At 71.7% G+C, this 12,567-nt stretch carries 12 protein-coding genes; 10 read left to right on the forward strand and 2 right to left on the reverse strand.

Features of this window, described 5'->3' with window-relative positions; all coding sequences use genetic code 11:
• The first annotated feature begins 18 nt into the window (after nucleotides 1-18).
• The 5 genes from BLV24_RS13920 to BLV24_RS13940 all read left to right on the forward strand — a co-directional run bounded on the left by BLV24_RS13920 (nucleotide 19) and on the right by BLV24_RS13940 (nucleotide 5,127).
• Nucleotides 19-897 (forward strand): carbohydrate ABC transporter permease, encoded by an 879-nt coding sequence (locus BLV24_RS13920; protein ID WP_092682741.1) that lies wholly within the window; start codon nucleotides 19-21, stop codon nucleotides 895-897.
• The gene (locus tag BLV24_RS13925) at nucleotides 894-1,709 is read left to right on the forward strand and encodes a carbohydrate ABC transporter permease (protein ID WP_092682743.1); all 816 of its coding nucleotides are present in this window, start codon (nucleotides 894-896) and stop codon (nucleotides 1,707-1,709) included. The genes BLV24_RS13920 and BLV24_RS13925 overlap by 4 nt, the downstream gene beginning before the upstream one ends.
• A 24-nt stretch (nucleotides 1,710-1,733) precedes the next feature.
• Nucleotides 1,734-2,006: a DUF2160 domain-containing protein gene (locus tag BLV24_RS13930; protein ID WP_092682745.1), complete on the forward strand. Its 273-nt coding sequence runs from the start codon at nucleotides 1,734-1,736 to the stop codon at nucleotides 2,004-2,006.
• An 81-nt stretch (nucleotides 2,007-2,087) separates the two neighbouring features.
• A complete protein-coding gene (locus BLV24_RS13935; RefSeq protein WP_092682747.1) occupies nucleotides 2,088-3,800 on the forward strand; it encodes an ABC transporter substrate-binding protein in 1,713 nt (570 codons plus the stop codon).
• Between the two features lie 184 nt (nucleotides 3,801-3,984).
• Nucleotides 3,985-5,127, forward strand: a complete 1,143-nt coding sequence (locus BLV24_RS13940; protein WP_092682749.1) for an iron-containing alcohol dehydrogenase — start codon at nucleotides 3,985-3,987, stop codon at nucleotides 5,125-5,127.
• A 70-nt stretch (nucleotides 5,128-5,197) separates the two neighbouring features.
• On the opposite strand, the gene BLV24_RS13945 is transcribed toward BLV24_RS13940, so the two are convergent.
• A complete protein-coding gene (locus tag BLV24_RS13945; RefSeq protein ID WP_092682751.1) occupies nucleotides 5,198-5,626 on the reverse strand; it encodes an Lrp/AsnC family transcriptional regulator in 429 nt (142 codons plus the stop codon).
• A 181-nt stretch (nucleotides 5,627-5,807) separates the two neighbouring features.
• Between BLV24_RS13945 and rocF the strand changes: the two genes are divergently transcribed.
• Together rocF and BLV24_RS13955 are read left to right on the forward strand one after the other, a co-directional pair.
• Nucleotides 5,808-6,734 (forward strand): arginase, encoded by a 927-nt coding sequence (gene rocF / locus BLV24_RS13950; protein WP_092682753.1) that lies wholly within the window; start codon nucleotides 5,808-5,810, stop codon nucleotides 6,732-6,734.
• A 1-nt stretch (nucleotide 6,735) separates the two neighbouring features.
• Nucleotides 6,736-7,821, forward strand: a complete 1,086-nt coding sequence (locus BLV24_RS13955; protein WP_092682755.1) for an ornithine cyclodeaminase — start codon at nucleotides 6,736-6,738, stop codon at nucleotides 7,819-7,821.
• A 61-nt stretch (nucleotides 7,822-7,882) separates the two neighbouring features.
• Here BLV24_RS13955 and BLV24_RS13960 read toward each other — a convergent pair whose 3' ends face one another.
• Entirely contained in the window at nucleotides 7,883-8,527 is a 645-nt protein-coding gene (locus BLV24_RS13960) for a TetR/AcrR family transcriptional regulator (RefSeq protein ID WP_092682757.1), read from the reverse strand.
• Nucleotides 8,528-8,744: 217 nt separating this feature from the next.
• On the opposite strand from BLV24_RS13960, the gene BLV24_RS13965 reads away from it, so the two are divergent.
• The 3 genes from BLV24_RS13965 to BLV24_RS13975 are packed head-to-tail and all read left to right on the forward strand — an operon-like array spanning nucleotide 8,745 to nucleotide 12,500.
• A complete protein-coding gene (locus BLV24_RS13965; RefSeq protein ID WP_092682759.1) occupies nucleotides 8,745-9,251 on the forward strand; it encodes a (2Fe-2S)-binding protein in 507 nt (168 codons plus the stop codon).
• Nucleotides 9,248-10,258 (forward strand): FAD binding domain-containing protein, encoded by a 1,011-nt coding sequence (locus BLV24_RS13970; RefSeq protein ID WP_092682760.1) that lies wholly within the window; start codon nucleotides 9,248-9,250, stop codon nucleotides 10,256-10,258. The genes BLV24_RS13965 and BLV24_RS13970 overlap by 4 nt, the downstream gene beginning before the upstream one ends.
• A complete protein-coding gene (locus tag BLV24_RS13975; protein ID WP_092682762.1) occupies nucleotides 10,251-12,500 on the forward strand; it encodes a xanthine dehydrogenase family protein molybdopterin-binding subunit in 2,250 nt (749 codons plus the stop codon). The genes BLV24_RS13970 and BLV24_RS13975 overlap by 8 nt, the downstream gene beginning before the upstream one ends.
• Nucleotides 12,501-12,567 lie beyond the last annotated feature (67 nt).

Raw genomic sequence — 12,567 nt, forward strand, 5'->3', positions numbered from 1 at the left:
CGAAAGGAGCCGCCCGAGATGAACGACAAGACGGTCAACCAGAAGGCCTGGCTGCTGGTGCTGCCGGTGCTGGCGCTGGTCGCCTTTTCGGCGGTGATCCCGCTGATGACCGTGGTCAACTACTCGGTGCAGGACACGTTCGGGAACAACCAGTTCTTCCCCGCCGGGCTGGAGTGGTTCGAGGAGCTGCTGGCCTCGGACCGCATGTGGAACGCGCTGGGGCGCCAGGTGGCGTTCTCGGCGATCATCCTGGCCATCGAGGTGCCGCTCGGCGTGTTCATCGCGCTCAACATGCCCAAGCGCGGCGCCTGGGCGAGCGTCTGCCTGGTGCTGATGTCGCTGCCGCTGCTGATCCCGTGGAACGTGGTGGGCACCATCTGGCAGATCTTCGGGCGGGTCGACATCGGGCTGCTGGGCGCGACGCTGGCGGAGCTGGGGATCGACTACAACTACACCCAGGACTTCTACGCCGCCTGGGCGACGGTCATCGTCATGGACGTGTGGCACTGGACCTCGCTGGTGGCGCTGCTGGGCTATGCCGGGCTGCAATCCATCCCCGACGCCTATTACCAGGCCGCCAAGATCGACCAGGCCAGCCGCTGGGCGGTGTTCCGCTATATCGAGCTGCCCAAGATGTCGGGCGTGCTGATGATCGCCATCCTGCTGCGCTTCATGGACAGTTTCATGATCTATACCGAACCCTTCGTGGTCACCGGCGGCGGGCCCGGCAACGACACCACCTTCCTGTCCATCGACCTGGTGAAGATGGCGCTGGGGCAGTTCGACCTCGGCCCCGCGGCGGCGTTCAGCCTGATGTATTTCCTGGTGATCCTGCTGGTGAGCTGGGTGTTCTACACCGTCATGACCACGATGGACGCGCGGGAGGGCCGCAAATGAGCCGCGCTCGCCCCCGCATCGGTTCCGCGGTCGTGATGACCCTCTACCTCCTGTTCCTGATGCTGCCGATCTACTGGCTGACGAACATGAGCCTGAAGACCAACGCGGAGATCCTGTCGACCTTCACGCTGTGGCCCAATGACCTGACCTTCGCCAATTACCGGACGATCCTCACCGATCCGAGCTGGTATATGGGCTATGTGAACTCGCTGATCTACGTGGTGATGAACACGGTCATCTCCATCGCCGCCGCCCTGCCCGCGGCCTACGCGTTCTCTCGCTACCGGTTCCTGGGCGACAAGCACCTGTTCTTCTGGCTGCTGACCAACCGCATGGCCCCGCCGGCGGTGTTCGCGCTGCCCTTCTTCCAGCTCTATTCCTCGGTCGGGCTGTTCGACACGCATATCGCGGTGGCGCTGGCGCATTGCCTGTTCAACGTGCCGCTGGCGGTGTGGATCCTGGAGGGCTTCATGCGCGGCGTCCCCAAGGAGATCGACGAGACCGCCTATATCGACGGCTACTCCTTCGGGCGGTTCTTCCTGCGCATCTTCATGCCGCTGATCGCGTCGGGCATCGGGGTCGCGGCCTTCTTCTGCTTCATGTTCTCCTGGGTCGAGCTGCTGCTGTCGCGCACGCTGACCTCGGTGGACGCCAAGCCGATCGCGGCGACGATGACCCGCACGGTCTCGGCCTCCGGGCTCGACTGGGGGGTGCTGGCGGCGGCGGGGGTGCTGACCATCCTGCCCGGCGCCCTCGTGATCTGGTTCGTGCGCAACTACATCGCCAAGGGTTTTGCGCTGGGCCGCGTCTGAGCGCCGGGAAAGGGAGCGACTTCAATGGCATGGATGGCCTGGACCACCGAAACGGCGATCTTCTTCGGGGTGATCGCGGCGCTGCTGGCGACCTTCACCTTCCTCGCGATCCGCTTCCCCGAGACGCCGCGCACCGGCGTGCTGGGGATCGAGACCACGCGCGGCGACCGGCTGTTCATCACGCTGCTGGGCTCCGCCTTCATCAACCTGGCCTGGCTGGCGCTCTCCGGGGCGCCCCAGCCCTGGGCGCTGGCCATCTGCCTCGTCTACGCCGCGGCGGTGTTCCGCTGGGTGTGAGCAAGCCTCCGCGCGGCCCGGCCCCGGGAGGGGGGCGGGCCGCGCGGTCCCGATAACACTCGTCCGCAGGGAGGACATCACATGCCGTATCCGCTCCGTTCCACCACCGCGCTCGCGCTGGCCCTGGGCCTGCTCGGCGCGCCGGCCTGGGCCGACATGGAGGCCGCCAAGGCCTTCCTCGACGCCGAGATCGGCGAGCTTTCGGCCCTGTCGCGCGCCGAGCAGGAAGCCGAGATGCAGTGGTTCATCGACGCCGCCAAGCCCATGGCGGGCATGGACATCCGGGTCGTGTCCGAGACCATCACCACCCACGAATACGAATCCAAGGTGCTCGCCCCCGCCTTCACCGCCATCACCGGGATCAAGATCACCCACGATCTGATCGGCGAGGGCGACGTGGTCGAGAAGCTGCAGACCCAGATGCAGTCGGGCGAGAACATCTATGACGGCTACATCAACGACTCGGACCTGATCGGCACCCACTGGCGCTACCAGCAGGCCCGCAACCTGACCGAGTGGATGGAGGGCGAGGGCGCCGACGTCACCAATCCGGGGCTGGACCTGGAGGACTTCATCGGCCTCAGCTTCACCACCGGGCCGGACGGCAAGCTCTACCAGCTGCCCGACCAGCAGTTCGCGAACCTCTACTGGTTCCGCTACGACTGGTTCACCGATCCCGCGATCATGGCCGAGTTCAAGGAGAAATACGGCTACGATCTCGGCGTGCCGGTCAACTGGTCGGCCTATGAGGACATCGCCGAATTCTTCACCGGCCGCGAGATCGACGGCCAGACCGTCTATGGCAACATGGACTACGGCAAGAAGGACCCGTCGCTCGGCTGGCGATTCACCGATGCCTGGATGTCGATGGCCGGCATGGGCGACAAGGGCGAGCCCAACGGGCTGCCGGTCGACGAATGGGGCGTCCGGGTCAACGAGAATTCGCAGCCCGTCGGCTCCTGCGTGGCGCGGGGCGGGGCGACGAATTCCCCGGCGGCGGTCTATGCCATCGAGAAATACGTCAAGTGGCTCAATGAGTTCACGCCCCCCGCCGCGGCCGGCATGACCTTCGGCGAGGCCGGGCCGGTCCCCGCCCAGGGCGCCATCGCCCAGCAGATGTTCTGGTACACCGCCTTCACCGCGGACATGGTCGGCGACGGCGCCGCGGCGGTGCTGGACGAGGACGGCATGCCCAAGTGGCGCATGGCCCCGTCCCCGCACGGCGCCTACTGGGAAGAAGGCATGAAAGTGGGCTACCAGGACGCGGGCTCCTGGACGCTGATGAAGTCGACCCCGGTGGACCGCGCCAAGGCCGCCTGGCTCTACGCCCAGTTCGTCACCTCCAAGACCGTGGACGTGAAGAAGGCCCATACCGGGCTGACCTTCATCCGCGAATCCACCATCCAGCACGACAGCTTCACCGAGCGGGCGCCGAAGCTCGGCGGCCTGGTGGAGTTCTACCGCTCTCCCGCCCGCGTGCAGTGGTCGCCCACGGGGACCAACATCCCCGACTACCCCAAGCTGGCGCAGCTGTGGTGGCAGAACATCGGCGACGCGTCCTCGGGCTCGAAGTCGGCGCAGGAGGCGCTGGACAGCCTGTGCGAGCAGCAGGAGCGGGTGCTTCAGCGGCTGGAGCGGGCCGGCGTGCAGGGCGACCTGGGTCCGAAGCTGAACGAGGAGATGGACGCGGAGCACTGGCTCTCCCAGCCCGGCGCGCCGAAGCCGAAGCTGGACAACGAGAAGCCGGAGCCGATGACCGTCTCCTATGACGAGCTGATCTCGTCCTGGAAGTGATCCGGGACTGAGCGTCTCAAGATCGGAGGCCGCGGGTTCGCTCGCGGCCTCCTTGCGTTTCGCCCCCTCTCGCCCCCCTCGCCCCCCCTCGTTCACGCCGGCCGCGACCCCGCGCCGGCTCGCGCCCCCGGGCCCGGCTCGGGCAGGGTCGCGCCTCCCAGACAGTCCGCGCCGGAGCCTCGCCATGACCCCGTTCTCCTTCCTCACCGCGCAGGAAATCCGCTTTGGCCGCGGGACCGCCGAAGGCGCGGCGGCGGCGGCGGCGGGGATGGGCGCGCGGGCGCTGCTGGTCCATGGCGCGACCGCGGCGCGCGCCGACTGGCTGGCCGAGGCGCTGGAGGCAGCGGGGCTCGTCGCCGCCCGCTTCGCCTGCCCCGGCGAACCCGACGTCCCCCTGATCGAGGCCGGCGTGGCCGCCGCGCGCGCCCATGGCGCGGAGGTGATCCTGTCGCTGGGCGGCGGCGCCGCCATCGACGCGGGCAAGGCCATCGCGGCGCTGGCGCCCGCCGCCCGCCCGATGATGGACCATCTCGAAGTCGTCGGCCGCGGCCTGCCGCTGGAGACCGCGCCCCTGCCCTTCATCGCCCTGCCCACCACCGCCGGCACCGGGGCGGAAGTCACCAAGAACGCCGTCATCCTCGCGCCCGGCGACCGGCGCAAGGTCTCGCTCCGCGACGCGCGCATGCTGCCCCGGCTCGCCATCGTCGACCCCGCCCTGACCGACGGCGCGCCGCGGGCGGTGACGTTGGCCAGCGGGCTCGACGCCGTGACCCAGGTGATCGAGCCGTATCTGTGCGCCCGCGCCAACCCGCTGACCGATGCGCTGTGCCGCGACGCGATCCCGCGCGGTCTCGCGGCGCTGGCGGCGCTGATGGCGGGCGAGGACGCGGAGGCCCGCGACGGCCTGGCCTGGACCAGCCTTTGCGGCGGGCTGGCGCTGGCCAATTCGGGGCTGGGCGCGGTGCACGGGCTGGCCGGCGTGATCGGCGGCATGGCCCCCTCGGCCCCCCATGGCGCGGTCTGCGGAGCGCTGCTGCCGGCGATCCTCACGGCCAACGAGACCGCCCTGGCCGCCGGCGCCTCCCCCCGTTTCGCCGAGGTCCGGGGCTGGATCGCCGCCGCGCTTGGCGGCGACCCGGCCGAAGCGCCCGCGACGCTGGCCGCCTGGGGACGGGCGCAAGGGCTGCCGGGGCTCGGCGCCATGGGCGTGGCGGAGGCGGAACTGGGCGCCATCGCCGAGGCCTCGGCCGCCTCGTCCTCGATGAAGGCCAACCCGGTCCCCCTGCCCCCTCCGGCGCTGATCGAGGCGATGCGCGCCGCCTGGTGAGGCCGGGCGCAGGGGGCGCCCGTCCCCGGGCCCGCGTCGGCCAGGCCGCCTGCCCGAGGGCGAACGCGGATCAGTCGGGGGCCCGCGCCAGCAGCAGGCTGGTCTCGCTGTTCGACACGCCCTGGATCTCACGCAGTTCGCGCAGCGCCCGGTCGAACCCGGCGAGGCTGCGGGCCCGCAGCTCCACCACCAGGTCCCAGGCGCCGCTGGTCGAATGCACCGCCGACACTTCGGGAATGGCGCGCAGCTTGCGGATCACCTCCCGCGACATGCGGCCCTGAAGCTCCACCATGGTGATGGCGCGGACCGCGTCCTCGTCCTCCAGGTCGGTCTCGATGGTGAAGCGGCGGATGCGGCCCTCACGCACCAACCCGTCCAGCCGGCTGCGCACGGTGGTCCGCGACACGCCGGCGATCAGCGCCAGTTCGGTGATCGAGGCGCGGGCGTCGTCGCGCAGCGCGGCCAGCAGGCGGCGGTCGGTGGCGGTCGGTTCGGCCATGTCGGGCTCCGGTCAGGGGCGGGGGGAATCGCGGTCGAGTCGCCGCCTCGCCTTGCCATAATGCACGCAGACCCGCCGTTTTGCGAAGAATGGCCGCCGAATTGCGCAAATCCCCCTCTTCGTCCCGCCACCCGCCCCGCGCAGAGTGCCGCCAGCCGAAACCGAGACGAGAGGATGAGACATGACCCGCAGCTGCCGGATACTTGGCGCGCCGATCCAGGAAGGCGCCTCGCAACCCGGCTGCGTGATGGGCCCCGCCGCCTTCCGCACCGCCGGCCTGCCCGAGACGCTGGCCGAACTGGGCTGGGACGTCACCGACCTGGGCGACGCCCGCCCCCGCGACCTCCCCCCGGCGGGAGAGCCCGACGACCGCCTGCGCAACCTCGCCCCCGTCGCCGCCTGGACCGAAGCGCTGGCCGCAAGCGCCCATGAGATGGCCCGCGACTGCGATCTGCCGATCTTCCTCGGCGGCGATCATTCGATGTCGGCCGGCACGGTCAGCGGCGTCGCCCGCCACGCGGCCGATCTGGGCCGCCGGCAATTCGTGCTCTGGCTCGACGCGCATCCCGACCTGCACAGCCCCGGCACCACGGTCAGCGGCAACCTGCACGGCGTGCCGGTCGCCTATTTCACCGGCCGTCCGGGGTTCGAGCGCTTTCCGCCCTGCCTCGCCCCGGTCGATCCGCGCGACCTGTGCATGATGGGCATCCGCTCGGTCGACATGGCGGAGCGGCGGCTGATCGCCGACGCCGGCATCGTCACCCATGACATGCGCGCGCTGGACGAAAACGGCGTCGCCCGACCGCTGGCGGCCTTCCTGGAGCGGGTGGCGCAGGCGAACGGGCGGCTGCATGTCAGCCTCGACGTCGACTTCCTCGACCCCGCCATCGCGCCGGCCGTCGGCACCACCGTTCCCGGCGGGGCCACCTTCCGCGAGGCGCATCTGATCATGGAGATGCTGCACGACAGCGGCCTCGTCACCTCGCTGGATCTGGCCGAACTGAACCCCTTCCTGGACGAGCGCGCCCGCACCGTCCGCCTGATGACCGACCTGGCGGCGAGCCTCTTCGGCCGCCGCGTGCTCGACCGCGCCACGGGAACCCTCTGACATGACCCATTCCGTCCCCCCGCCGCCCCGCCCCGCCACGGCGCCCGCGCCGTCCGAACTGGCCTGGGTGCCCTTCGTCTCGGTCCAGAACATGATGGCGCTGATCAACGGCATCGGACTGGAGACCGCGCTGCGCGAGCTCGCCGACTATATCGAGGCCGACTTCCGCCGCTGGCCGGACTTCGACAAGACCCCGCGCGTCGCCTCGCATTCCCGCGACGGGGTGATCGAGCTGATGCCCACCGCCGACGCCGAGAGCTACGGGTTCAAATACGTCAACGGCCATCCCGCCAACCTCAAGGCCGGGTTCCAGACGGTCACGGCCTTCGGCGTGCTGGCCTCGGTCGCCAACGGCTACCCGCTGCTGCTGACCGAGATGACCGTGCTGACCGCGCTGCGCACGGCGGCGACCTCGGCGCTTGTCGGCAGGCTTCTGGCGCCGAAAGGCGCGCGGACCATGGCGATGATCGGCGCCGGCGCGCAATGCGAGTTCCAGGCGCTGGCCTTCCGGGCGATCTGCGGGATCGAGACGGTGCGGATCCACGACATCGACCCCGCCGCGACCGCGAAGGCGCTGCGCAACCTCGCGCGGCACGGGCTGGAGGCGGTCGCCTGCGGCTCGGCGCAGGACGCGGTGGAGGGGGCGGAGATCGTGACCACCTGCACCGCCGACAAGCAGAACGCCACCATCCTGACCGACAACATGATCGGGGCCGGGGTGCATATCAACGCCATCGGCGGCGACTGCCCGGGCAAGACCGAGCTGCATCGCGACATCCTGCTGCGCGCCGGGATCTTCGTGGAATATCCGCCCCAGACCCGGATCGAGGGCGAGATCCAGCAGCTCGCCCCCGACCACGAGGTGACCGAGATCTGGCAGGTGCTGCGCGGCGAGGCCGAGGGGCGCCGGGATGCGGCCCAGATCACCCTCTTCGACAGCGTCGGCTTCGCCATCGAGGATTTCAGCGCCCTGCGCTGGGTCCATGACCGGGCCCGCGCCGCCGGCTGCGTCGAGCGGCTGGACATGCTGGCGGATCCGGACGACCCGCGCGACCTGTTCGGCATGCTGGACCGCGCCGCCGGCTGAACCGCCGGCCCGGCCGGTCCCGGGCGGAGGAGGGGGGGCGGGGCGGGGCGGGCCCCCCCCGTCAGGCTTCGGGCGGGCGCCGCAGCCCGTCGACGAACACATCGAGCAGGCGCAGCGCCGCGTCCTGCCAGTTGTCGGCCGGGCCGGGCGCGTAGCAGAAGCCGAACAGCGCCCGCATCACGTCCAGCGCCGAGATATCGTCGCGCAGCGCCCCGGCCTCGACCCCGCGCGCGACCAGCGCCGCGATGGCGTCGTGCAGGCGCGTCTTCACCTCCGCGAAAAGCGGGTCGTCGGCGTCGAGCGCCGGGCTCAGCACCGCCGCCATGCCGCGCTTGGTCGCCACCATCCCCACCGCGGCGTGCAGCCAGCGGCGCAGCGCCGCCTCGGGGTCGTTGAGCCGCGCGAGATCGTCGGACAGCGCCGCCAGCTCCTCAGCCTCGCGCCGGTAGACGGCCAGGAACAGCGCCTCACGCGTCGGGAAATGACGGTAGAGCGTGCCGATGCCGACCCCTGCGCGGCGGGCGACGGCTTCGAGGCTCGCCTCCGGGCCGCCCTGCGCGAAGACGGCGCTGGCGGCGACGAGCAGCTTCTCGCGGTTGCGCAGGGAATCGGCGCGCGGCTTTCGCGCGGACCCGGCTTCGGCTCCCGCGTCCGGTCCCGATCTCCGCCCCTTTTCCGCGGCCGTCCGGCCGGCGCCTTCGCTCATCCTCGACATCGCCCTTGAAAAGCGGAGGGGGCCTCCGCATATTCTCTAACATGGTCGCGGCCGCGGCGGAACGCCTGCCCGCTCCGCGCCGCGTCGCCTGAATTCCGCGTGAGGCGCCCGGCCTCGCGCCTCTCCGCCTTCAGCTCGTGTCTTCGATCCGTCGCACAGGCCCGCCCAGAGGTCGATGAAATTCGCCTCCAGACCCACGGGAGCTCCCATGACCCATACCGTGAACCTCGTCCTCAACGGCGAGCGCCGAGCGATCGCGCTCGACGATCCGCGCGTCACCCTGCTCGACCTGCTGCGCGAGCGGCTGGACCTGACCGGGACCAAGAAAGGCTGCGACCGCGGCCAGTGCGGCGCCTGCACCGTCATCGTCGACGGGCGCCGGGTGAACGCCTGCATGAGCCTCGCCGTCACGCTCGACGGGGCCGAGGTGACGACCATCGAAGGGCTCGCGCAGAACGGCGAGCTGCACCCCGTCCAGGCCGCTTTCATCGAGCATGACGGCCTGCAATGCGGCTACTGCACGCCGGGCCAGATCATGTCCGCCGTGGCCCTGATCGCCGGGGGCGAGGCCGCCGATATCGGCGACGACCCCGAGCGCCTGCGCGAGGCGATGAGCGGCAACATCTGCCGCTGCGGCGCGCATCGCGGGATCATCGAGGCGGTGCTGGACGCGCGGACCCGCATGGCGGACGCGAAGAAGGAGCAGGCGGCATGAACCGGTTCGACTATATCCGCCCCGCCTCGCTGGAGGAGGCGCTGGCCGCCGGCGCGCGCCCCGGCGCGGCCTATCTCGCCGGCGGCACCAACCTGCTGGACCTGATGAAGGTCGGCGTCGCCGCCCCCGCCCTGCTGGTCGACGTCACCCGCCTGCCGGGGCTCGACGCGATCGAGGAGACCGCCGAGGGCGATCTGCGCATCGGCGCCATGGTCCGCAATTCCGACATCGCCCGGGCGCCCGAGATCAAGGCGCTGTTCCCGATGCTGGCGGAGGCGCTGCTGTCCGGCGCCTCCGCCCAGCTGCGCAACGCGGCGACCGCGGGCGGCAACGTCCTGCAACGCCCGCGCGCGGCGCTGCTGGACGGGATGCGGGGCGATGACCGCGACCTCGCGGTGCTGGGCTGGACCGACGCCTGCGCTTGCGTGCATCCGTCCGACTTCGCGGTGGCGCTGGCGGCGCTGGACGCGCGGCTGGAGATCGCGGGGGCCGCTGGCCTGCGCGCGGTTCCGCTGGCCGACTTCCTGTCCCTGCCCGAGGGCGCGGCCGAGGCGGTTCCGGCGCTGGCGGCGGGCGAACTGCTGACCGCGGTGGTCCTGCCCGCCGCCGCGGCCCGCGTCGCCGGCCACGCGCGCTATGTGAAGCTGCGCGAGCGGACCTCCTTCGCCTTCGCGCTGGTCTCCGTCGCCGCGGCGCTGGAGATGGAGGGCGGGCGCATCCGCTCCGCCCGCCTGGCGCTGGGGGGCGTGGCGCACAAGCCCTGGCGGACCCCGGCGGCGGAGGCGGCGCTGGCCGGCGCCGCCCCCGGCCCGGAGGTTTTCGCCCGAGCCGCCGCCCTGGCGCTGGAGGGCGCGGCCCCTTCCGGCGACAACGCCTTCAAGATCGAGCTGGCGCGCCGGCTCGTCGCCCGCGCGCTGGCGCTGGCCGCGGCGGGGACGCCGGCGCGCGTGCCCGCCCTGCCCGCCTCCCCCCTCGACGCCGACCATGGAGCGCCCGCTTATGTCTGACGCGATCCCCACTCCCGAACATGCGCGCTTCGGCTCCAATTCCGGCGAGGCGCTCAGCCGCCGCGACGGGCATGACAAGGTCACCGGCGCCGCGACCTTCGCCGCCGACAACACCCCCGCCGGCACGCTCCACGCGGTCTATGCCGCCGCCGGCATCGCGCGCGGCCGGGTCTTGACGCTCGATGTCGAGGCCGCCCGCGCCCATCCCGGAGTGGTCGAGGTGATGACCCCCGCCGATCCGCCGAAGCTCGCCATGGACCCCGAGAACAAGTTCCACGGCTTCGCCTTCCGCTTCGACTGCCTGCAGAACGACCGGGTCCGCTTCGCCGGTCAGCCCATCGCGCTGGTGGTGGGAGAGACGCTGGAGGCCGCGACCGAGGGCGCCCGCCTGCTGGCCCCGACATACGAGGCCGAGACCCCCGGCATGGGCTTCGACGCGGAAGCCCCCTACGCCCCCGAGGCGGTCGGCATCGGCGCCGCCCCCGCCGCCTCCAAGGGCGACATGGAGGCGGGGATCGCCGCCGCCGCCCAGGTGATCGAGACCCGTTACGAGACCCCCGCCCAGTATCACAACGCCATGGAGCCGCATGCGGTGGTGGCGCAATGGGACGGGGACCGGGTGACGCTCGACATGCCCAACCAGGCGCCGGTGATGTCGCGGCCGATGTATGCGGCCTTTCTCGGCATCCCGCCGGAGAACATCCTGATCCGCACCCCCTATCTGGGCGGCGGCTTCGGTTCCAAGGCCATCGTCAACGGCCCGCAGATGCTGGCGGTGCTGGCGGCGCGCAAGCTGGGGCGTCCTGTCAAGCTGGTCCTGAAGCGCGAGCAGATGTTCGGCCCGGTCGGCCATCGCGGCGCGACCCGCCAGGACCTTCGGCTGGGGCTCGACGCGGAGGGCGGGCTGACCGCGCTGGAGCACAAGGCGCTGTCGGTGACCTCGCGCTTCGACGAATTCATCGAGCCCGCCGCCAACGCCTCGCTGCACCTTTACCCGGCGCCGGCGATTTCGGTGTCCCACCAGGCGGTGCGCAACGACGTGGGCACCCCCGCCCCGATGCGGGCGCCGGGCGAGGCGCCGGGGCTCACCGCGCTGGAATGCGCCATCGACGAGGCGGCGGCGGCGGCGGGGCTGGACCCGCTGGCATTCCGTCTGCGCAACTACGCCGAAACCCATCCGATGACCGGGCTGCCCTATTCCTCCAAGGCGCTGCGCGAATGCCTTGAACTGGGGGCGGAGCGGTTCGGCTGGGCCGGTCGGCCGATGGCGCCGCGCACGATGCGCGACGCGCAGGGGCGGCTGCTGGGCTGGGGGCTGGGCGTGGCGCAGTTCCCCGCCACATTCTTCGCCGCCGCCGCCCGCGCGACGCTGCGCGCCGACGGCACGGCGCTGGTCGAGACGTCGGGCGTCGACATGGGCCAGGGGGCGTGGACCGCGCTGGCCCAGATCGCCGCAGACGGGTTGGGCCTGTCCATCGACCGGATCGAGTTCCGGTCCGGCTCGTCCGACCTGCCCGACGCGGGCATCGCCGGGGGCTCGGGCCACACCGCCACGGCGGGCTCGGCGCTGCATTCCGCCGGGGTCGACGCCATCGCCCGGCTGGCCGAGATCGCGACCGAAGACCCCGAGTCGCCGCTGTTCGGGGCCGGCAACTCGGGGACGGTGGCGAAAGACGGCCGCATCCACCGGCGCGACGACGACAGCCGGTCGGAAAGCTACGCCGACATCCTCGCCCGCGCCGGTCACGCGACGCTGGTGGGCGAAGGTTCGGCGAGCCGCCCGGCCTCGGCCGGGGAGCAGCACGCCTTCTTCTCCCACGGCGCGGTGTTCGCGGAGACGGCGGTGGACCCGGATCTCGGCCAGGTGCGGGTCACGCGCATGGTCGGCGCCTTCGCCGCCGGGCGGGTGATCAACCCCAAGCTGGTGCGCAGCCAGCTGGAGGGCGGCATGATCTGGGGCGTCGGCTTCGCGCTGCACGAAGAAGCGTCCCACGACCCGGTGACCGGGCGGGTGCGCAACGGCGATCTCGCCGGCTACCATGTGCCGGTCCATGCCGACATTCCCGAACTGACGGTGCTGACGGTGGACGAGGTCGACCCCCATGTGAACCTGCTGGGGGTGAAAGGGGTGGGCGAGCTGTCGATCACCGGCGCCGCCGCCGCGGTGGCCAACGCGGTCGCCCATGCCACCGGCGTGCGCCCGCGCCGCTTCCCGATCCGGATGGAGACGCTGATCGGCTGACCCGGCCGCCGCGTCCCCCGAAACGCCGAACGCCGAACGCGAACGGCCGGCCCCGCGGGGCCGGCCG

The sequence above is a fragment of the Albimonas donghaensis genome, assembly GCF_900106695.1.
GTDB lineage: Bacteria > Pseudomonadota > Alphaproteobacteria > Rhodobacterales > Rhodobacteraceae > Albimonas > Albimonas donghaensis.

What these genes read in the sequence shown, in the direction of transcription:
- BLV24_RS13960 (WP_092682757.1), bottom strand. Translation starts at nt 8,527, where the DNA reads ATGAGCGAAGGCGCCGGCCGGACGGCCGCGGAAAAGGGGCGGAGATCG.
- BLV24_RS13975 (WP_092682762.1), top strand. Translation starts at nt 10,251, where the DNA reads ATGTCTGACGCGATCCCCACTCCCGAACATGCGCGCTTCGGCTCCAAT.
- BLV24_RS13935 (WP_092682747.1), top strand. Translation starts at nt 2,088, where the DNA reads ATGCCGTATCCGCTCCGTTCCACCACCGCGCTCGCGCTGGCCCTGGGC.
- BLV24_RS13955 (WP_092682755.1), top strand. Translation starts at nt 6,736, where the DNA reads ATGACCCATTCCGTCCCCCCGCCGCCCCGCCCCGCCACGGCGCCCGCG.
- BLV24_RS13930 (WP_092682745.1), top strand. Translation starts at nt 1,734, where the DNA reads ATGGCATGGATGGCCTGGACCACCGAAACGGCGATCTTCTTCGGGGTG.
- rocF (WP_092682753.1), top strand. Translation starts at nt 5,808, where the DNA reads ATGACCCGCAGCTGCCGGATACTTGGCGCGCCGATCCAGGAAGGCGCC.
- BLV24_RS13965 (WP_092682759.1), top strand. Translation starts at nt 8,745, where the DNA reads ATGACCCATACCGTGAACCTCGTCCTCAACGGCGAGCGCCGAGCGATC.
- BLV24_RS13970 (WP_092682760.1), top strand. Translation starts at nt 9,248, where the DNA reads ATGAACCGGTTCGACTATATCCGCCCCGCCTCGCTGGAGGAGGCGCTG.
- BLV24_RS13940 (WP_092682749.1), top strand. Translation starts at nt 3,985, where the DNA reads ATGACCCCGTTCTCCTTCCTCACCGCGCAGGAAATCCGCTTTGGCCGC.
- BLV24_RS13920 (WP_092682741.1), top strand. Translation starts at nt 19, where the DNA reads ATGAACGACAAGACGGTCAACCAGAAGGCCTGGCTGCTGGTGCTGCCG.
- BLV24_RS13945 (WP_092682751.1), bottom strand. Translation starts at nt 5,626, where the DNA reads ATGGCCGAACCGACCGCCACCGACCGCCGCCTGCTGGCCGCGCTGCGC.
- BLV24_RS13925 (WP_092682743.1), top strand. Translation starts at nt 894, where the DNA reads ATGAGCCGCGCTCGCCCCCGCATCGGTTCCGCGGTCGTGATGACCCTC.